Origin of the sequence: Mycobacterium sp., assembly GCF_052145595.1 — a bacterium.
Lineage (GTDB): Bacteria > Actinomycetota > Actinomycetes > Mycobacteriales > Mycobacteriaceae > Mycobacterium.
The window spans coordinates 1-18,042 of record NZ_JBKQOI010000261.1; the positions used below are offsets into that span (position 1 = coordinate 1).

Sequence of the window (18,042 nt, forward strand, 5' to 3'; positions counted from 1 at the left end):
AAGTCGACAACGGCGTCATCTGCGACGAGGCCGGACGCACCAGCGCCCCCAACGTGTGGGCGCTGGGCGACGTCGCATCGTGGCGTGATCCGACGGGACACCACGCGCGCGTGGAACATTGGAGCAACGTGGCCGACCAGGCCCGCGTCGTGGTGCCCGCGATGCTCGGACAGGACGTGCCCGCCATCGTGATCGTCCCGTATTTCTGGAGCGACCAATACGACGTCAAGATCCAGTGTCTGGGGGAGCCGGAAGCCACCGACATCGTCCATCTCGTCGAGGACGACGGCCGCAAGTTCCTGGCCTACTACGAGCGCGACGGGGTACTGGTCGGCGTGGTCGGCGGGGGGATGCCCGGCAAGGTCATGAAGGTCCGCGCCAAGATCGCGTCTGCCACGCCCATTGCCGAGGTGCTGGGCTGACGGGGAGACCGATGCCCAGGGTGGCGATACTCGACGACTACGCCGGCTTGGCCCTCGACCTTGCCGACTGGTCGCCGGTGTGGGCCCGAGCGGAAGTGACCGTTTTCGATCGGCACCTTTCCGAGTCGGAGGCCGCGCAGGCGTTGCGGCCGTTCGACGTCATCTGCACCATGCGCGAGCGTATGGCATTGCCGCGCACACTCATCGAGCAGCTGCCGAACCTGAGACTGATCACCATCGTCGGCAGGAGCCTGCCTAACCTGGACATGGCCGCGGCCAGCGAATGCGGCATCCAGGTCGCCCACTCGAACTTCGCTGATCCCCGATTCAGGTCCGTTCGCGACGCCACCCCGGAACTCGCCTGGGGATTGATGATCGCGACGGTGCGCAATCTGGCCGAAGAGCATCGCCGCATGCGGGAGGGCGGGTGGCAGACCACCGCGGGCATGACGCTGTCCGGTAAGACGCTCGGCCTTCTCGGCCTTGGCAGGATCGGCAAACGCATGGCCGAATACGCGAAAGCGTTCGGCATGGAAGTCATTGCGTGGAGCCAAAATCTCACCGGGGAGGCCGCGGCGGCGGCCGGTGCCCGCCGGGTCGAGAAAGCGACGCTGTTCGAAGAATCCGATGTGGTCTCCGTCCACCTGGTGCTCTCGGAGCGCACGCGGGGCCTGGTCGCCCAACGCGAGCTGGACCTGATGAGGCCGCACGCCTACTTGATCAACACGTCTCGGGGCCCGATCGTCGATGAGGCCGCCCTGATCGCCGCGCTCAAGACCGGGCGTATCGCCGGCGCCGGGCTCGATGTCTTTGACGTCGAACCGCTTCCGCCCGACCACCCGTTGAGACTTCTGCCGAATGTGACGTTGTCTCCGCACCTGGGGTACGTCACCCGCGAGATGCTGGGTGCCTTCTATTCGGACACCGTGGCGGCCGTGGTGGCCTGGCTGGACCGCACGCCCTGAGCGGTGGTCGCGAAAGACTAGTGCCAATTCACCGGTGGACCGTGCGGGTGGCATTCGGCGAGGGTCGCAAGCTCGCCGCCCGGCCAAATACGGGCTCGCACCAAAAACTTGATCGGTGCGCCGGGCCCGTCACGCGCGGGTTCCAGGGTGAGGTGGGCGAAGGGTGACCGCGCATCGGCCCGACCGGCCAGCGCCTGCACCCCGTCACGGACCGCTTCCCGTTCCTCGGCGGACAGATACTGCCAGGTGATCGAATGCCACAGCACGGTCAACGCACCGTCGGCCAGCGTCAGTCCGGTGACCGCGTCCGCAGCCGTTTGACGATGTAGTTGCGCCGGGACGCTGCGGGCGACCGCGATGGCGCCGCGCAGCCGGTCCAGCCGGGCGCCTTGGTCGGGCCAGACGTAGCCCAACGCCGTCAGCTCCCCGTCGACGCCGGTGACGTCGATGGGCGCGATGTCGTAGCCACGCCGCTCGACGATCCGCACCGCACCCTGCGGCGGCAGCGCGCCGCGCCATGCGTCGTCGAGGGTCACCGGCGAGTCGACCGGTCCCCACTGGCCGCCGGTGTAGCGGTAGTGGTAATGGTCTGCCCGCATGTTCAGTCCGGCGCTCGATCCGATCTCGAAAAGCCTTATCGGCAAATTCAATTCACCGTTGATGTGCAACAGCCCGCCGACCAGCGCAGCGGATCGGCCCACCTCGTTGGTCTGCGGCGGTTGGTCGAGAGCCGAACGCAGCGCATCGGTGTGGTCGGCCGCGGTCAGCGCGATTTCGGGCCAGGCGTTCTCGGCGTCCCACGTACCTCCGGTGCTGGGATACCAGCGGCGCAATTTCGGTGCCCGGCCGTCGAGCACCAACCGGTGCAGCCCGCCGAGCAGCCGAAGCGGCACCGCATCGCGCGATGGGTCGTCTTCGTGACCGGACAATATGGTCGCGAAGACGCCGCCGGTTTCGACGTCGTTGGCCACCAGCTCAAACAGCTCGCCGTACATCGCAGAGCCGGAGGCGGTGCAGAACCGCCCCTGCGACCGCAAGGTGTGCAACAGGTGCTCGACGCCGGCACTCACAAGTTCAGTCGTTCCAGCCCGGCGCCGACGACATCGAACGCGTTGCCGAGCGCCACCGGCAGCGGGACAGATTCGTCGCCCAGCCATTGCTCGTAGGCGCTCAATGCCACCCCGAGCATCGTCCAGGCGACGGTCTGGGGCAGCAGGTCGGTCGTCTTGGCGCCCGACCGGCGGGCCACGAACTCGGCGATCACCTCGCGCCAGCCGGCGTACATCGTCATCGAATAGGCCTGCAGTTCCGCGGTTTGCAGGATGACTCGCATGCGCTGGCGGTGCCGGACGGTCTCGGACTCGTCAAAGGTGTTGAACGCCAACAGCGCCGCGCGCAGCGCCTCGCCGAGCGGCACCCGAGGATCGACGTTGTCGAGCAGCTCCCGCAGGTGCGCGAGGTGCGTATCGAAATCACCCCAGGGGATGGCGTTCTTGGACGCGTAATAGCGGAACAGCGTGCGGCGAGAAATGCCGGCGGCCTGTGCGACATCGTCGACGCTCACCTCGGCAAAACCGTCGGCGGTGAACAACTCGATGGCGACGTCGGTGATGTGGTGCGGTGTCGTCGAGCGGCGCCGGCCCACCCGCGACTGCGACATCATCGGACCCCGCCCTTCCATTTCGGCACTCGATGCCATATTCTGACGACAATTGTGACTCGAGCCTCATCGTTGCCGAGACCCGACGAAAGGTAAATCCGCATGGACCACGAAACCGACACTGACACCGAACTCGTCGCCGAGACCCTGGTCGAAGAGGTGTCCATCGACGGAATGTGCGGGGTCTACTGACCTGTTCGATCCTGATCGCGGCTGGCGGTTGCACCCGCAGGTGGCGGTTCGACCAGAGCCGTTCGGCGCGCTGCTCTACCACTTCGGCACCCGCAAGCTGTCCTTTTTGAAGGACCGGACCATCCTGAGGGTGGTGCGGTCACTGGCCGACCACCCCGATGTCCGGTCCGCCTGCCGCGCCGCCGGCGTGGACGGCGCCGGGCAGGGACCTTACCTGCACGCGCTGGGTGTATTGGCCGAATCCAACATGCTGGTGCCTCAGGAGGCTCATCAATGACCGCGCCAACCAAGACCGCCGTACCCCGGCTCATCGAGCAGTTCGAACGCGGGCTGGACGCACCCATCTGCCTGACGTGGGAGCTGACGTACGCGTGCAATCTGGCCTGCGTGCATTGCCTTTCGTCATCGGGCAAACGCGACCCACGAGAGTTGTCCACCCGCCAATGCATGGACATCGTCGACGAGTTGGAACGCATGCAGGTGTTCTACGTCAACATCGGCGGCGGGGAACCCACGGCGCGCCCGGACTTCTGGGAGTTGGTGGACTACGCCACCGCACACCACGTCGGCGTGAAGTTCTCTACCAACGGGGTCCGGATCACTCCGGAAGTCGCCGCTCGGTTGGCCGCCAGTGACTACGTCGACGTTCAGATTTCGCTCGACGGTGCCACCGCCGAGGTCAACGACGCCGTCCGCGGCACCGGCTCATTCGCCATGGCGGTGCGCGCGCTGGAAAACCTGGCCGCGGCGGGCTTCACTCAAGCCGGAGGCCCCAAGATCTCCGTTGTGGTCACCCGGCACAACGTCGGGCAGCTCGACGAATTCGCGGCATTGGCAAGCTGTTACGGCGCCACCCTGCGGATCACCCGGCTGCGCCCGTCGGGGCGTGGGGCCGACGTTTGGGAAGAACTGCACCCCACCGCCGCCCAGCAGGTTGCGCTCTACGACTGGCTGGTCGCCAAGGGGGAGCGGGTGCTCACCGGTGACTCCTTCTTCCATCTGTCGCCGCTCGGCCAGTCCGGCGCCCTGGCCGGCCTGAACATGTGCGGAGCCGGCCGGGTGGTATGCCTGATCGACCCGGTGGGCGACGTATACGCCTGCCCGTTCGCCATCCACGACCGCTTCCTGGCCGGAAATGTGTTGACGGACACCGGTTTTAGGGCTGGCTTCTCCAGCGTCTGGAAGAACGCACCGCTGTTTCGGGAGCTGCGCGAGCCGCAGTCCGCCGGCGCGTGTGGCAGCTGTGGGCACTATGACAGTTGCCGGGGCGGGTGCATGGCGGCCAAATTCTTCACCGGCCTGCCGATTGACGGTCCGGATCCCGAATGCGTCCAGGGGCACAGCGCGTCGGCGCTGGCCCGCGAGCGCGAGGCGCCGCGGCCGCGCGCCGATCACTCGCACGGGCGGTCGGTCCGCCAGCCGGTGCCACTGACACTGTCCGTGCGACCGCCGGCGCGCCTTTGCAACGAAAGCCCACTGTAGCCATGGCCGACAAATGGTTCGAAACGGTCGCCATCGCCCAGCAACGCGCTAAGCGGCGATTACCGAAATCCGTTTATTCATCCCTGATTTCGGCCAGCGAAAAAGGAATTACGGTGGCCGACAATGTCCAAGCATTCAGTGAACTCGGTTTTGCGCCGCACGTCATTGGCGCCCAGGAAAAGCGTGATTTATCGACTACCGTTATGGGACAGGATATTTCGCTACCAGTAGTCATTTCACCGACCGGCGTTCAGGCGGTTGATCCAGACGGTGAGGTTGCCGTCGCGCGGGCCGCGGCGGCGCGGGGAACGGCGATGGGGCTGTCCTCGTTCGCCAGTAAACCGATCGAGGAGGTGATCGCCGCCAATCCCAAGCTATTCTTCCAGGTTTACTGGGCCGGCGGGCGCGACGCAATCGCCGAGCGGGTGGAGCGGGCGCGTCAGGCCGGCGCGGTCGGTTTGATCGTCACCACCGACTGGACGTTCTCACACGGGCGGGACTGGGGCAGCCCCAAGATCCCCGAACAGATGGATCTGCGGACCTTCCTGCGGCTGTCCCCGGAAGCGATCGTGCGGCCGCGGTGGCTGTGGAAGTTCGGCAAGACGCTGCGGCCGCCGGAGCTGCGAGTGCCGAACCAGGGCCGCCGCGGCGAGCCGGGTCCCCCCTTCTTCGCCGCGTATGGGGAATGGATGGGCACACCGCCACCGACCTGGGAAGACATCGCCTGGCTCCGCGAGCTGTGGGGCGGACCATTCATGCTCAAGGGCGTGATGCGCGTCGATGACGCCAAAAGAGCCGTAGACGCCGGTGTTTCGGCGATATCGGTGTCGAATCACGGCGGCAACAACCTGGACGGCACACCGGCGTCGATCCGCGCCCTGCCCGCGATAGCCGCAGCGGTCGGTGATCAGGTCGAGGTGTTGCTGGACGGCGGCATCCGGCGCGGGAGCGACGTCGTCAAGGCGGTGGCGCTGGGGGCGCGCGCGGTGATGATCGGCCGGGCGTACCTGTGGGGCCTCGGCGCGGCCGGCCAGGCCGGTGTCGAAAACGTCCTCGACATCTTGCGCGGTGGTATCGACTCGGCGCTGCTGGGCCTGGGGCACTCGTCGGTCCACGACCTGCGCCCGGCCGACATCCTCGTGCCGGCCGGTTTCGCGCGGGCGATGGGTGTGCCGTCCGCCGGGGATGCCTAGGACGTTTTGCAGTTAAACCGGGCCATGTTAACCTACTTTCCCCAGGTCAGATTTGTGCAGTTTTAGACACGTGCGTAATGCCGTCACCGACAATGGACGGCCGCGAGAATTGTGGTGCTTGCGAGGTAACCGTGACGCACGAGCCGTCGAATTTGACCGGCCGGTGAACAAGCCAGAAAAAAATTTACTTTCATCGTTCAACAATTGGTGCACGCCAGGTGAATTCGTCCTACCATCAGCCAGTGCCCGTACTCGGGGAATTAGGAGCCGCGACGTCGAGCCAGCTATCAAGCATCTCGCCGTCGATATTGATCCCGCTGGGGTCGACCGAACAACACGGTCCGCACCTGCCGTTGGACACCGACACCCGGATCGCGACGGCGGTCGCCCGGGGGGCCGGGGCTGCTCTGCGGGGTCGGCTCGGACAGGAGTGGTTGGTGGCACCGGCGATCGCCTATGGCGCCAGCGGCGAGCACCAGGACTTCTCCGGAACCATCTCCATCGGCACCGAGGCCCTGACGATGCTCCTGGTGGAGTACGGCAGGTCGGCCGCCTGCTGGGCCCAGCGCCTGGTCTTCGTGAACGGTCACGGCGGCAATGTCGCCGCGTTGAGCGGCGCGGTGCGCACGCTGCGCGCCGAAGGCGGGGACGTCGGATGGTGCCCCTGCGTTGCCGCGGGCGGCGATGCCCACGCCGGCCACACCGAAACATCAGTGTTGCTGCATGTCTCGCCGACCGATGTGCTGACCGATCGGTGGCTCACCGGTAACCGGACGCCGTTGCCCGAGTTGCTCGGATCGATGCGCCGCGGGGGAGTGGCGGCGGTGAGCCGGGTGGGCGTGTTGGGAGACCCGACCACCGCGACCGCCGCCGAGGGTAAGCGCATCCTGGCCGAGATGGTCGACGGGTGTGTGCGCCGAGTCGTCCGCTGGGTGCCCGGGCCCGACGGAATGCTGACATGAGTCAGCCCCGGCTACCGGACGGGTTCGCCGTCCAGGTCGATCGTCGCGTGCGGGTACTCGGCGACGGCTCGGCCTTGCTCGGTGGCTCACCGACGCGCCTGCTGAAGTTGGCTCCGGTCGCTCAGGGCATGCTGTGCGACGGCCGGCTGAAGGTTCGCGACGACGTCAGTGCCCAACTGGCCCGCACCCTGCTGGACGCCGCGGTGGCCCATCCCCGGCCCGCGGGTGGCCCCTCGCACCGTGACGTGACGGTGGTAATTCCGGTGCGGGACAACGTTCCCGGTGTGCGGTGCTTGGTGAGCTCGCTGCGCGGATTGCGCGTCATCGTGGTGGACGATGGTTCGACCCCCCCGATCGAGCCGGAGGACTTCGTCGGCGCACACTGCGACATCGAAGTGTTGCGCCATCCTTATAGCAAGGGTCCGGCGGCGGCCCGCAACACCGGGCTGGCCGCCTGCACGACCGACTTCGTCGCGTTCTTGGACTCCGATGTCTCCCCGCGCCGGGGCTGGCTGGAAGCCCTGCTCGGTCACTTCTGCGATCCCACCGTCGCTCTGGTCGCACCGCGCATCGTCGGTTTGTCGCACAACGAGAATCTGGTAGCGCGTTATGAGGCCGTGCACTCGTCACTGGATCTCGGGGAGCGCGAAGCGCCGGTGTTGCCCCACAGCACGGTCTCCTACGTTCCCAGCGCGGCGATCATCTGCCGCTGCTCGGCCATCCGTGATATCGGCGGGTTCGACGAGACCATGCAGTCCGGCGAGGACGTCGACCTGTGCTGGCGGCTCATCGAAGCGGGCGCCCGGCTGCGCTACGAGCCAATCGCGCTGGTCGCCCACGATCACCGCACCGAATTACGGGATTGGCTTTCGCGCAAAGCGTTTTATGGCGGCTCGGCGGCTCCGCTGTCCGTGCGCCACCCGGACAAGACGGCGCCGGTGGTGATCTCCGGCTGGGCGCTGATGGTCTGGATCCTCATGGCGGTCGGGACGAGCCTGAGTCAGCTCGCGGCGTTCGTGGTCGCCCTGCTGACGGGTCGGCGGATTGCCAAGGCCATGCGCAGCGCCGACACTTCGCTCACCGATGTCTTCGTGGTCGCAACCCGCGGGCTGTGGTCGGCGGCGCTGCAGTTGGCGTCGGCCCTGTGCCGCCACTATTGGCCGCTGGCACTGCTCGCGGCCATAGTGTCGCGTCACTGTAGACGGGTCGTGCTGGTCGCCGCCGTGATGGACGGCGTGGTGGACTGGCTTCGCCGCCGGGATGCCACCGGCGACGATGCCGAACCGATCGGGCTGCTGACCTACCTGTTGCTCAAGCGCGTCGATGACCTGGCTTACGGCCTCGGGCTGTGGTGGGGTGTGTTGCGCGAGCGGAACCTGCGCGCGCTCAAACCCCAGATTCGGAGCTAGCGGCCGCCTTGACCACAGCCGTACCGCACAGCGATGTGCTGATAGTCGGCGCCGGCAGTGCTGGATCGGTTGTTGCCGAACGCCTTTCTGCCGATCCCGGCCGTGCTGTGACCGTCGTCGAGGCAGGGCCCGGACTCGCCGATCCGGGACTGCTGGCCCAAACCGCCAATGGGTTGCAACTGCCGATCGGGGCCGCCAGCCCGCTGGTCCAGCGTTACCAGAGCCGGCTCACCGATCAACCCGTTCGCCACATGTCGATCGTGCGCGGGGCGACGGTCGGCGGTTCGGGTGCGGTCAACGGCGGCTATTTCTGCAGGGCATTGCCGCGCGACTTTGATCGCGCGGCAATACCGGGCTGGGCGTGGGGCGACGTCCTGGACAGCTTCCGCGCCATCGAGACCGACCTGGATTTCAATAATCCCGCCCATGGCGATAGCGGTCCCATTCTCGTTCGTCGAACTCACGAAATGACTGGTGCCACTGAGCGTTTCATTGCTGCGGCCGAGCGCGCTGGGTTTGACTGGATTGCCGACCTCAATGATTGTGGGCCGGAGCCGATTTCGGGGGTAGGCGCTGTTCCGCTCAACATCGTTGACGGTGTGCGCATCGGATCCGGCGCGGCATTTCTGATTCCGGCTCTGGGACGATCGAACCTGAGGCTGCTGGAGCAAACTCGTGCATTGCGAATACGTTTCGCGGGGACCGCCGCGGTGGGTGTCGACGCGATCGGCCCGCAAGGCGCGATCACGCTCACCGCAGGCCGAATCGTATTGTGTGCCGGTGCGATTCGGTCGGCGCATCTGCTGATGCTTTCCGGTGTCGGATCCGAAGCGATGTTGCGGGCGGTCGGCGTGCCGGTTGTGACACCCCTGCCGGTCGGGATGTCTTTCGCCGACCATCCCGAATGGGTGCTGCCGACCGACTGGCCGGTCGCTCCTGCGCGGCCCGTGCTGGAGGTGGTGCTCAGCACCGCCGACAACCTTGAAATCAGGCCGTATACGGGCGGATTCGTCGCAATGACCGGTGGCGGCACTGCCGGTCATCCCGACTGGCCGCATATCGGAGTGGCCCTAATGCGGCCCCGGGCGCGTGGGCGCATCACGCTGGTCTCGCCCGATCCGGGCGTGCCGCCGCGGATCGAGCACCGCTATGACAGCGAGCCCGACGATGTTTCGGCACTGCGTCAGGGCAGTGAATTGGCCCGCGAATTAGCCGGTGCGGCAAACGATGTCGTGTCACCGGTGTGGTCGACGTCGCAACACCTCTGCGGAACGGCGCCAATGGGGACCGATGCCGACCCACACGCAGTCGTCGATCCACGATGTCGCGTCTACGGCATCGAAAACCTGTGGGTGATCGACGGTTCCATCCTGCCGGCGATCACCAGCCGCGGACCGCACGCGACCATCGTGATGCTGGGGCACCGCGCCGCGGAATTCGTTGCGTGAATTAGGCTGAGTGGGGCGGCATTTCGACCTGCCCCGCCGCCGGTTGCTCCTTTGGCGACGCCGCCGGAGAATACGGCGGAGTTGCCGGGGAATAGGCCGCCGTCGCCGTTGGCGCGGCCGCTACCGGCGTACCGACCGCCGGCACGGCCGTTGGCGCAGAGAGTTCCGGCGCTTCCGCCTGCACCGCCGCTACCGGCGCGCTGACCGGTTCCGCCGCAGCCGGCGTCGCCGCCTGCGTCGTTGCCGGAGCGTAAGCGGGCGTTGCCGCCTGCATCGCCGCCGTCGGCGTGCTGGCCGGCGCCGCCGCCGAGGCCACCGAGGCCGGCATAGCCGTCGGCGCGAGCGCAGCGGGTGCAGCCGACACCGGCGGAGCCGCCGTCGCCAGGTGTGCCGCGGGTGCGGCGGTCGCCGAACCGCCCGCCAACCCCGCCGCTGCCGCCGGTACCCCAGCCGCCGCCGAACCCGCCGATGCCGCGCTGCCGATCAGCGGCTGCGCGGTCGCTAAAGCCTGACTGGGGGCTTGACTGGAGACACCGCCCCCACTCAGCACCCCCTGGCCAACGGTTTGCAGGGGCGAGGCGTTGGCCGCCTCGGTGAGGGCATATTCCGCCGCGCCGCCAGTCATCAGCTGGACAAACTGACTGTGGAACGCTTCTGCCGCGGCGCTGAGCGCCTGATAGGCCTGCGCGTGTGCGTCGAACAGCGCCGCGATGCTCGCCGATACCTCGTCGGCACCGGCTGGCAGCACGCTTGACACCGGGCCCAAAGCCGCGGAATTGGCGGAGTCGATCGTCGATCCGATATTCGCCAAATCCGTTGCGGCGGCTGCCACATACTCGGGTGCTGCGATTACGTAGGACATTTCGTTCCCCCGAACAGCATCGACATCGTCCGCCTCCCCATAACGAACTCCGTACAAGCGGATGCTATCGCCCGCCCGGGTCCCATGGGGCGTTTTCAGCGGATGGGTTGGTGAACTTTGGCCGCAGATTCTGCGCCGGCTAGCGCCGGGCGGAGACCATCCGGCGCGCCGGGCCTGGCTGCTGTGAATCCGGTTACGGTTCGACGGCGATAGGCAGCGATGCCGTGGGGCTGACGCCGAGCGCGGTGTTCGTGGTGACGTTCGTCATCGTCACGTCGATGGCGGACGCGCCGTTGCCGACGGTGAAATTCTGGTTGGCGTTGAGCTGCAGCTGGAGTTGATAGGTGATGGTCTGACCTTGAGTGATCACGAACGGCGGGACGAGTGTTTGGGAGAGGAAATCCGTGCCGGTCCCTTCGGCGACGTACGGTACCGTCACCCACGCGTTGGTGTCGGTGTTAAGCATCTGCATCGACCCGGCGGGCATCATCGCGGCGCCGGACGGGTTGCACGAGCAGTGGCCCAGAGATACCACCATGCCCACCTGGGCGAGGCCGGCGGTCGTGGTGTTGACCAGCGTGACGCTGAACGGCATGGGCGGTCCGCCAGGCCGGACCGTCGTGGGCCCCGGTGCGGTGATGGTGACGTCGACGCCGCCCGCCGACCCGTGCGACGCGGCTCCGGGCGCCGGTGAGGCAGATGAGGTGCCCTGCGGCGGGCTCGACGACGCGGATTGCCCGGCAGTGGTCGTGGCGGAACTGGTCGGTGTGCCGGAACTGGTGGCCGTGTGGGAACTCGAGCAGCCGACAAAGGCCACGACCGTCGCCGCCCCGACCAACGTGGCGGCCAATTTCGAAGCGGTGTTCATGATGCCCTCCGGTATGATTCGCGGCGGCGGCGCAGCTGAGGCGTAAGCGTAGCCCTCATTGAGGCGTATCCCTAGGGGCAGCGTGATGACGGCAAACAACTCGATGGTGAAGCTCGGATGGATGGTCGCCATCACCGCGACGATGATTACGTTCGGTACGGCGGGGTGCTCGAAGAATACTTCCGGCATTGTCGCGTCCTCGACTACGGGAACCCCGGCCGCTTCGGCGGCTCCCCCGGCGACGGCCGGCGCCCGCTTCGTGGGCCATTGGCAGGTCCACGATGCGACCCTGGACATCACCCCGACGACGGCCACCATCGTCGCGAGCCTGGGCATGGGCCCGTGCAGCGCCGGGCCCCAGGCCGCCTGCTCGGAGACCGACACGCTGGGAGTCGTGTCTGGCGATGACACGCAGCTAACCCTCACGGTCACTGGCGTGAGCTACGGCCTACACAACGGCCAGACAACCTCGGTTAACCCGAGTACGGGTCCGTCGACGGCCGTGGGCGACTCGATTCAGCTGGTATGGCAGGCGCCCGGCCTACTGAAGGCCACGGTGTTGAAAGGCTTCCCGGGCTGGCAGGGCGGCAATCCTTATTGGTGCGGTGCCGGCGTCAGCCAAAGCGATCGGGAACGGTGTGGCGCGTAGCGGCCGGTAGTGGGTCAGTTTGAAGGTCAGTTTGTTTCCGTTTAGTGGGGTAGTTGTCACAGTTGCGTCACCTGGGCTTCAACATGGGCGACAAGGGGGGAGGCAAGGACATCACTTTGGTGCAGGTCGTCGTGACCGCGATAGTTGCTCTCGTAGTTGGTCTCATCGGGTTCCTGGGGGGCAACGAGGTCTCAACCAAAAACAATCAAGACACGATCACGCGCAGAGAGCAGAAAACCTCCATCGTCAATACCCTGCTCCGCGCGGTTCGTTGGCCATAAAACACCTCACTTGGGTAGCGGCATCGTTCGGCTTGACTCCCATACCGATTAAAATCTGAACTACTTGGGCAGGGGAATCACCGGAATCGAGATCCGTCGCCATCACATGAACGCTGGGAAACCAATCTTCTGCACTTACCCCCGGCGGCGGGGGCTTCGCGTCGCCTCCTAGGCAACGAGCGTAACCATTGACGCCAGTGTCAGCGTGAGCAGACGACGCCCCGATCAGCACAACCGGGGCGACGAGCAGGACGGCGATGGCTGTGCCGACCGCCGCAACGACATAGATGAAACGCATGCCCACAAATACCACAAATACCCAGCTATCCGCGATGGGTACACGCGTGGTGATGGGAAGCCTTCACAGGCGGTAAGGCACGGGCCGCGTCAGTCGAGTAGTGCGGCGATGTCGCGGTGCGTCCAGACGCGGCGCTCAACGCCTGCGGCCATCGCGGGTGTGAGCTTTTTGCGCCGGCGGCTTTGGTGAGTGTGGCGTGGGGGCGTGCGAAGTTGTAGTTCATATAGTGCAGCGACACCGCGTGCGCTAGGTTCTCCACCTTTTTGGAGAAACCGTTGGTGAGGCGGGTGAAACGGCGCATACCCATCCGCGGCCCTGAAATTTGGCCGATACCGCGATCTGGGGCATACTGTTCAGGTTGCCTTGCGCCGGGTTTGCGCCTGGCTGGGCATACGACCAGCGCCCAAACGGGCGCGTCCGGTCCCATCCTTGGAACGCGACTAATTTTGGCCTTGAAATCGGCCGCGCCGAGGCTGCGTAAGGGCGACACGCCCGACCGCGGGGACCGGTGGACCACGACAGGTAAACAGCGGCGCAGTATCCGGCGCGACGCTCGATCGGCCCAAGACGGGCCGGGCGGATCGGCGCGCCGGGGGCACCAGGCCCGGACACGGGCCTCAAGAAGAGTGAGGGTAGGAGAAGCGTGGCGGGACAGAAGATCCGCATCAGGCTCAAGGCCTACGACCATGAGGCTATTGACGCATCGGCGCGCAAGATCGTCGAGACCGTCGTCCGCACCGGTGCCAGCGTCGTAGGGCCGGTGCCGCTGCCGACCGAGAAGAACGTGTACTGCGTCATCCGCTCCCCGCATAAGTACAAGGACTCGCGGGAGCACTTCGAAATGCGCACTCACAAGCGGTTGATCGACATTCTCGATCCCACGCCGAAGACCGTTGACGCGCTTATGCGCATCGATCTACCGGCCAGTGTCGACGTCAACATCCAGTAGGAGATCCAGACCAATGGCAAGCAAAGGCATTCTGGGCACCAAGCTGGGCATGACGCAGGTATTCGACGAAAACAACCGCGTCGTGCCGGTGACGGTGGTGAAGGCCGGGCCGAACGTGGTGACCCGCATTCGGACCCCGGAGCGCGATGGCTACAGCGCCGTTCAATTGGCGTACGGCGAGATCAGTCCACGTAAGGTCAACAAGCCGGTGACCGGTCAGTACGCCGCCGCGGGCGTCAACCCGCGCCGGTACCTGGCCGAACTGCGCCTGGACAACCCGGACGCGGCGGCCGAATACGAGGTTGGCCAGGAGTTGACGGCCGAGATCTTTGCCGACGGCAGCTATGTCGACGTGACCGGCACCTCCAAGGGCAAGGGCTTCGCCGGCACCATGAAGCGCCACGGCTTCCGCGGCCAGGGCGCCAGCCACGGTGCCCAGGCGGTGCACCGCCGTCCGGGTTCCATCGGCGGCTGCGCCACTCCCGCGCGCGTCTTCAAGGGCACCCGGATGGCCGGCCGGATGGGCAACGATCGGGTGACCGTTCAGAACCTGTTGGTGCACAAGGTCGATACCGAGAACGGCGTGCTGCTGATCAAGGGTGCGGTCCCCGGCCGCACCGGTGGACTCGTGATGGTCCGCAGCGCGATCAAACGAGGTGAGAAGTAATGGCAGCCCAGAAGTCGCTGAAAATTGATGTCAAGACGCCGGACGGCAAGGTCGACGGCTCCATCGAGCTGCCGGCCGAGTTGTTTGATGCTCCGGCCAATGTCGCGCTGATGCACCAGGTGGTCACCGCACAACGGGCGGCGGCTCGGCAGGGTACGCACTCGACGAAGACACGCGGCGACGTCCGTGGCGGCGGCCGCAAGCCCTACCGGCAGAAGGGAACCGGACGGGCCCGGCAGGGCTCGACGCGGGCCCCGCAGTTCACCGGCGGTGGCGTCGTGCACGGTCCCAAGCCGCGCGACTACAGCCAGCGCACACCCAAGAAAATGATCGCTGCGGCGTTGCGTGGGGCCCTGTCCGATCGGGCGCGCAACGGGCGCATCCACGCGATTACCGAGTTGGTCGCGGGCCAGACTCCTTCGACCAAGAGCGCCAAGGCATTTCTGGGTAGCCTCACCGATCGCAAGCAGGTGCTGGTCATCATCGGCCGCAGCGACGAGGCGGGTGCGAAGAGCGTGCGCAACCTGCCCGGTGTGCACATCCTGGCGCCAGACCAGCTCAACACCTATGACGTGCTGCGCGCCGACGACGTGGTGTTCAGCGTCGAGGCGCTCTCCGCCTACATAGCTGCTAATACGGCCGCCGACACTGCAGCCGACACGACGACTGCCGAGGAGGTTTCGGCCTGATGGCGACCATCGCTGACCCCCGCGACATCATCCTGGCGCCGGTCATCTCCGAGAAGTCCTATGGACTGCTCGACGACAACGTGTACACGTTTGTGGTGCACCCCGATTCGAACAAGACGCAGATCAAGATCGCTGTCGAGAAGATCTTCTCCGTCAAGGTCGCATCGGTGAACACCGCTAACCGGCAGGGCAAGCGTAAGCGCACCAGGACCGGCTACGGCAAGCGCAAGAGCATCAAGCGTGCCATCGTCACCCTGGCGCCGGGCAGCAAGCCGATCGACCTGTTCGGAGCGCCGGCCTAGCCGCGCGCGAGAGAGAGACCTGATTAGACATGGCAATTCGCAAGTACAAGCCAACGACACCCGGTCGCCGCGGCGCCAGCGTGTCCGACTTCGCCGAGATCACCCGGTCGAACCCGGAGAAGTCGTTGGTGCGCCCGCTGCACGGTCGTGGTGGGCGCAACACGGACGGCCGGATCACCACCCGCCACCAGGGCGGTGGGCACAAGCGCGCCTACCGGGTGATCGACTTTCGCCGCAACGACAAAGACGGTGTCAACGCCAAGGTCGCGCACATCGAGTACGACCCGAACCGCACCGCCAACATCGCGTTGCTGCACTACCTTGACGGCGAGAAGCGCTACATCATTGCCCCACTTGGGCTCTCGCAGGGTGACGTGGTGGAATCGGGCGCCAACGCCGACATCAAGCCGGGCAACAACCTGCCGCTGCGCAACATCCCGGCCGGTACCTTGATCCACGCGGTGGAGCTGCGGCCGGGCGGCGGCGCCAAGCTCGCGCGTTCGGCCGGGTCGAGCATCCAGTTGCTCGGCAAGGAGGGCAGCTACGCGTCGCTGCGGATGCCCAGCGGTGAGATCCGTCGCGTCGACGTGCGCTGCCGCGCCACCGTCGGCGAGGTCGGCAATGCCGAGCAGGCAAACATCAACTGGGGCAAGGCCGGTCGCATGCGGTGGAAGGGCAAGCGTCCCTCGGTCCGCGGTGTGGTCATGAACCCGGTGGATCACCCGCACGGCGGTGGTGAGGGCAAGACCTCGGGTGGCCGTCACCCGGTCAGCCCCTGGGGCAAGCCCGAGGGGCGCACCCGCCATCCGAACAAGCTCAGTAACAAGCTCATCGTCCGACGCCGGCGCACCGGCAAGAAGCACTCTCGCTAGGAAGTCCCAGGAGTAGCACATGCCACGCAGCCTGAAGAAGGGTCCGTTCGTCGACGGCCACCTGCTCAAGAAGGTCGACGTTCAGAACGAGAAGAACACCAAGCAGGTCATCAAGACCTGGTCGCGTCGGTCGACGATCATTCCGGACTTCATCGGCCACACCTTTGCCGTGCACGACGGGCGCAAGCACGTCCCGGTGTTCGTCACCGAGGCGATGGTGGGCCACAAGCTTGGTGAGTTCGCGCCGACCCGCACCTTCAAGGGACACATCAAGGACGATCGGAAGGCCAAGCGCCGATGACCAGCACTACTGAATTTCCGTCGGCGGTCGCCAAAGCACGCTTTGTGCGGGTGTCGCCGACCAAGGCGCGCCGGGTTATCGACCTGGTGCGCGGCAAGTCGGTGACCGACGCACTCGACATCCTGCGCTGGGCGCCGCAGGCCGCCAGCGAGCCGGTGGCGAAGGTGATCGCGAGTGCCGCGGCCAACGCCCAGAACAACAACGGGCTCGACCCGGCGACTCTGGTGGTTGCCACCGTCTACGCCGACGACGGACCCACCGCCAAGCGCATCCGTCCGCGCGCCCAGGGCCGCGCGTTCCGGATTCGCCGGCGCACCAGCCACATCACGGTCGTGCTGGAAAGCCGGCCGGTCAAGGATCCGGGTTCGGCGAAGTCGACGCGGGCCCGTCGTGCCGAGGCCAGCAAGGCCGCCGCGAAGGCACCGGCCAAGAAGGCGCCGGCCAAGAAGGCCCCCGCTACGAAAGCTTCAGCCAAATCCGCTGAGGCTAAGCCAGCTTCTGAGACTTCTGAGGCGAAGGGAGGCTCAGACTAGTGGGCCAGAAGATCAATCCGCACGGCTTCCGGCTGGGCATCACCACGGACTGGAAGTCTCGGTGGTATGCCGACAAGCAGTATTCGGAGTACGTCAAGGAAGACGTCGCGATCCGTCGGCTGCTGTCCACCGGGCTCGAGCGCGCCGGGATCGCCGACGTGGAGATCGAGCGCACCCGCGACCGGGTGCGGGTGGACATCCACACCGCGCGTCCCGGCATCGTCATCGGTCGCCGAGGCACCGAGGCCGACCGGATCCGTGCCGACCTGGAAAAGCTGACCGGCAAGCAGGTCCAGCTCAACATCCTGGAAGTCAAAAACCCGGAATCGCAGGCACAATTGGTGGCCCAGGGCGTCGCCGAACAGTTGAGCAACCGGGTGGCGTTCCGCCGCGCGATGCGCAAGGCCATCCAGTCGGCGATGCGTCAGCCCAACGTCAAGGGCATCCGGGTGCAGTGCTCCGGCCGCCTCGGCGGCGCGGAGATGAGCCGCTCGGAGTTCTACCGCGAGGGCCGGGTGCCGCTGCACACCCTGCGCGCCGATATCGACTACGGCCTGTACGAGGCCAAGACCACCTTCGGCCGGATCGGCGTGAAGGTGTGGATCTACAAGGGCGACATCGTCGGTGGCAAGCGCGAGCTGGTTGCGCCGTCGGCCGGGGCCGAGCGTCCCCGCCGCGAGCGACCGTCCGGCACCCGTCCGCGCCGTAGCGGATCCGCCGGAACCACGGCGACCAGTACCGAGGCCGGACGCGCCGCGTCGAGTGCCGAGGAGACTTCTGTTCCGCCAGCCGCGGCACCAGTTGAGGCGCCTGCTGTCGAGGCGCAGAGTACGGAGAGCTGAATCATGTTGATTCCCCGCAGAGTCAAGCACCGCAAGCAACACCATCCGCGCCAGCGCGGGATTGCCAGCGGTGGCACGTCGGTGAGCTTCGGCGACTACGGCATCCAAGCGCTGGAGCACGCCTACGTCACCAACCGGCAGATCGAGTCCGCTCGTATCGCCATAAACCGGCACATCAAGCGTGGCGGCAAGGTGT

General features: G+C 66.4%; 25 protein-coding genes and 1 pseudogene. 20 read left to right on the forward strand and 6 right to left on the reverse strand.

The window, feature by feature from the left end; translation table 11 throughout:
• Together ACLP4W_RS22555 and ACLP4W_RS22560 are read left to right on the forward strand one after the other, a co-directional pair.
• The coding region (locus ACLP4W_RS22555; RefSeq protein WP_442389639.1) for an oxidoreductase C-terminal domain-containing protein at window positions 1-422 on the forward strand (422 nt) is incomplete at its 5' end.
• 11 nt (window positions 423-433) lie between these two features.
• Window positions 434-1,387 carry a D-2-hydroxyacid dehydrogenase family protein gene (locus tag ACLP4W_RS22560; RefSeq protein WP_442389640.1) on the forward strand — a complete coding sequence of 318 codons (954 nt, stop codon included), beginning with the start codon at window positions 434-436 and terminating at the stop codon, window positions 1,385-1,387.
• 17 nt (window positions 1,388-1,404) lie between these two features.
• Here ACLP4W_RS22560 and ACLP4W_RS22565 read toward each other — a convergent pair whose 3' ends face one another.
• Window positions 1,405-2,457, reverse strand: coding sequence for a DUF2332 domain-containing protein (locus ACLP4W_RS22565; RefSeq protein WP_442389641.1), 1,053 nt, complete (start codon window positions 2,455-2,457; stop codon window positions 1,405-1,407).
• Window positions 2,454-3,050 carry a mycofactocin system transcriptional regulator gene (gene mftR, locus ACLP4W_RS22570; RefSeq protein ID WP_442389660.1) on the reverse strand — a complete coding sequence of 199 codons (597 nt, stop codon included), beginning with the start codon at window positions 3,048-3,050 and terminating at the stop codon, window positions 2,454-2,456. Before mftR ends, ACLP4W_RS22565 begins: the two co-directional genes overlap by 4 nt.
• A 99-nt stretch (window positions 3,051-3,149) precedes the next feature.
• Between mftR and mftA the strand changes: the two genes are divergently transcribed.
• The 7 genes from mftA to mftG all read left to right on the forward strand — a co-directional run bounded on the left by mftA (window position 3,150) and on the right by mftG (window position 9,733).
• On the forward strand, window positions 3,150-3,239 hold the full coding sequence (mftA, locus tag ACLP4W_RS22575; RefSeq protein ID WP_442389642.1) for a mycofactocin precursor MftA: 90 nt from the start codon (window positions 3,150-3,152) through the stop codon (window positions 3,237-3,239).
• Between the two features lies 1 nt (window position 3,240).
• Window positions 3,241-3,516: a mycofactocin biosynthesis chaperone MftB gene (gene mftB, locus ACLP4W_RS22580; RefSeq protein WP_442389661.1), complete on the forward strand. Its 276-nt coding sequence runs from the start codon at window positions 3,241-3,243 to the stop codon at window positions 3,514-3,516.
• Complete coding sequence (mftC, locus tag ACLP4W_RS22585; protein ID WP_442389643.1) at window positions 3,513-4,721, forward strand: mycofactocin radical SAM maturase; 1,209 nt, start codon at window positions 3,513-3,515, stop codon at window positions 4,719-4,721. Before mftB ends, mftC begins: the two co-directional genes overlap by 4 nt.
• Window positions 4,722-4,723: 2 nt before the next feature.
• On the forward strand, window positions 4,724-5,914 hold the full coding sequence (mftD, locus tag ACLP4W_RS22590; RefSeq protein WP_442389644.1) for a pre-mycofactocin synthase MftD: 1,191 nt from the start codon (window positions 4,724-4,726) through the stop codon (window positions 5,912-5,914).
• Window positions 5,915-6,132: 218 nt separating this feature from the next.
• Window positions 6,133-6,876, forward strand: coding sequence for a mycofactocin biosynthesis peptidyl-dipeptidase MftE (gene mftE / locus ACLP4W_RS22595; RefSeq protein WP_442389645.1), 744 nt, complete (start codon window positions 6,133-6,135; stop codon window positions 6,874-6,876).
• A complete protein-coding gene (gene mftF / locus ACLP4W_RS22600; RefSeq protein ID WP_442389646.1) occupies window positions 6,873-8,285 on the forward strand; it encodes a mycofactocin biosynthesis glycosyltransferase MftF in 1,413 nt (470 codons plus the stop codon). Before mftE ends, mftF begins: the two co-directional genes overlap by 4 nt.
• 8 nt (window positions 8,286-8,293) lie before the next feature.
• Complete coding sequence (gene mftG, locus ACLP4W_RS22605; RefSeq protein ID WP_442389647.1) at window positions 8,294-9,733, forward strand: mycofactocin dehydrogenase MftG; 1,440 nt, start codon at window positions 8,294-8,296, stop codon at window positions 9,731-9,733.
• Window position 9,734: 1 nt separating this feature from the next.
• Here mftG and ACLP4W_RS22610 read toward each other — a convergent pair whose 3' ends face one another.
• The gene (locus tag ACLP4W_RS22610) at window positions 9,735-10,595 is read right to left on the reverse strand and encodes a PE family protein (RefSeq protein WP_442389648.1); all 861 of its coding nucleotides are present in this window, start codon (window positions 10,593-10,595) and stop codon (window positions 9,735-9,737) included.
• 193 nt (window positions 10,596-10,788) lie between these two features.
• A complete protein-coding gene (locus ACLP4W_RS22615) occupies window positions 10,789-11,190 on the reverse strand; it encodes a hypothetical protein (protein WP_442389649.1) in 402 nt (133 codons plus the stop codon).
• Here ACLP4W_RS22615 and ACLP4W_RS22620 point away from each other — a divergent pair.
• Both ACLP4W_RS22620 and ACLP4W_RS22625 read left to right on the forward strand, forming a co-directional pair.
• Window positions 11,189-11,509, forward strand: a complete 321-nt coding sequence (locus ACLP4W_RS22620; RefSeq protein ID WP_442389650.1) for a hypothetical protein — start codon at window positions 11,189-11,191, stop codon at window positions 11,507-11,509. The genes ACLP4W_RS22615 and ACLP4W_RS22620 overlap by 2 nt on opposite strands.
• A 39-nt stretch (window positions 11,510-11,548) precedes the next feature.
• On the forward strand, window positions 11,549-12,112 hold the full coding sequence (locus ACLP4W_RS22625) for a hypothetical protein (RefSeq protein ID WP_442389651.1): 564 nt from the start codon (window positions 11,549-11,551) through the stop codon (window positions 12,110-12,112).
• A gap of 246 nt (window positions 12,113-12,358) precedes the next feature.
• Here the strand turns inward: ACLP4W_RS22625 and ACLP4W_RS22630 are convergent, their stop codons facing one another.
• Both ACLP4W_RS22630 and ACLP4W_RS22635 read right to left on the reverse strand, forming a co-directional pair.
• Window positions 12,359-12,691 carry a hypothetical protein gene (locus tag ACLP4W_RS22630; RefSeq protein ID WP_442389652.1) on the reverse strand — a complete coding sequence of 111 codons (333 nt, stop codon included), beginning with the start codon at window positions 12,689-12,691 and terminating at the stop codon, window positions 12,359-12,361.
• A gap of 89 nt (window positions 12,692-12,780) precedes the next feature.
• A pseudogene (locus ACLP4W_RS22635) lies at window positions 12,781-13,001 on the reverse strand (IS1 family transposase); the annotation flags it as partial.
• A gap of 333 nt (window positions 13,002-13,334) precedes the next feature.
• Between ACLP4W_RS22635 and rpsJ the strand changes: the two are divergent.
• From rpsJ to rpl16, 9 genes are all read left to right on the forward strand, one after another.
• A complete protein-coding gene (gene rpsJ, locus ACLP4W_RS22640; RefSeq protein ID WP_003873519.1) occupies window positions 13,335-13,640 on the forward strand; it encodes a 30S ribosomal protein S10 in 306 nt (101 codons plus the stop codon).
• 13 nt (window positions 13,641-13,653) lie between these two features.
• Complete coding sequence (gene rplC, locus ACLP4W_RS22645; RefSeq protein WP_442389653.1) at window positions 13,654-14,307, forward strand: 50S ribosomal protein L3; 654 nt, start codon at window positions 13,654-13,656, stop codon at window positions 14,305-14,307.
• Window positions 14,307-14,996, forward strand: a complete 690-nt coding sequence (gene rplD, locus ACLP4W_RS22650; RefSeq protein WP_442389654.1) for a 50S ribosomal protein L4 — start codon at window positions 14,307-14,309, stop codon at window positions 14,994-14,996. The genes rplC and rplD overlap by 1 nt, the downstream gene beginning before the upstream one ends.
• Complete coding sequence (gene rplW / locus ACLP4W_RS22655) at window positions 14,996-15,298, forward strand: 50S ribosomal protein L23 (RefSeq protein WP_442389655.1); 303 nt, start codon at window positions 14,996-14,998, stop codon at window positions 15,296-15,298. The genes rplD and rplW overlap by 1 nt, the downstream gene beginning before the upstream one ends.
• Window positions 15,299-15,327: 29 nt before the next feature.
• The gene (rplB, locus tag ACLP4W_RS22660) at window positions 15,328-16,170 is read left to right on the forward strand and encodes a 50S ribosomal protein L2 (RefSeq protein ID WP_442389656.1); all 843 of its coding nucleotides are present in this window, start codon (window positions 15,328-15,330) and stop codon (window positions 16,168-16,170) included.
• A gap of 19 nt (window positions 16,171-16,189) precedes the next feature.
• Window positions 16,190-16,471, forward strand: coding sequence for a 30S ribosomal protein S19 (gene rpsS / locus ACLP4W_RS22665; RefSeq protein ID WP_066907363.1), 282 nt, complete (start codon window positions 16,190-16,192; stop codon window positions 16,469-16,471).
• The gene (gene rplV / locus ACLP4W_RS22670; protein ID WP_442389657.1) at window positions 16,468-17,004 is read left to right on the forward strand and encodes a 50S ribosomal protein L22; all 537 of its coding nucleotides are present in this window, start codon (window positions 16,468-16,470) and stop codon (window positions 17,002-17,004) included. The genes rpsS and rplV overlap by 4 nt, the downstream gene beginning before the upstream one ends.
• The gene (rpsC, locus tag ACLP4W_RS22675) at window positions 17,004-17,846 is read left to right on the forward strand and encodes a 30S ribosomal protein S3 (protein WP_442389658.1); all 843 of its coding nucleotides are present in this window, start codon (window positions 17,004-17,006) and stop codon (window positions 17,844-17,846) included. Before rplV ends, rpsC begins: the two co-directional genes overlap by 1 nt.
• A gap of 3 nt (window positions 17,847-17,849) precedes the next feature.
• Window positions 17,850-18,042, forward strand: a 193-nt coding sequence (gene rpl16 / locus ACLP4W_RS22680; protein ID WP_442389659.1) for a large ribosomal subunit protein uL16, incomplete at its 3' end; no start/stop codon positions are given.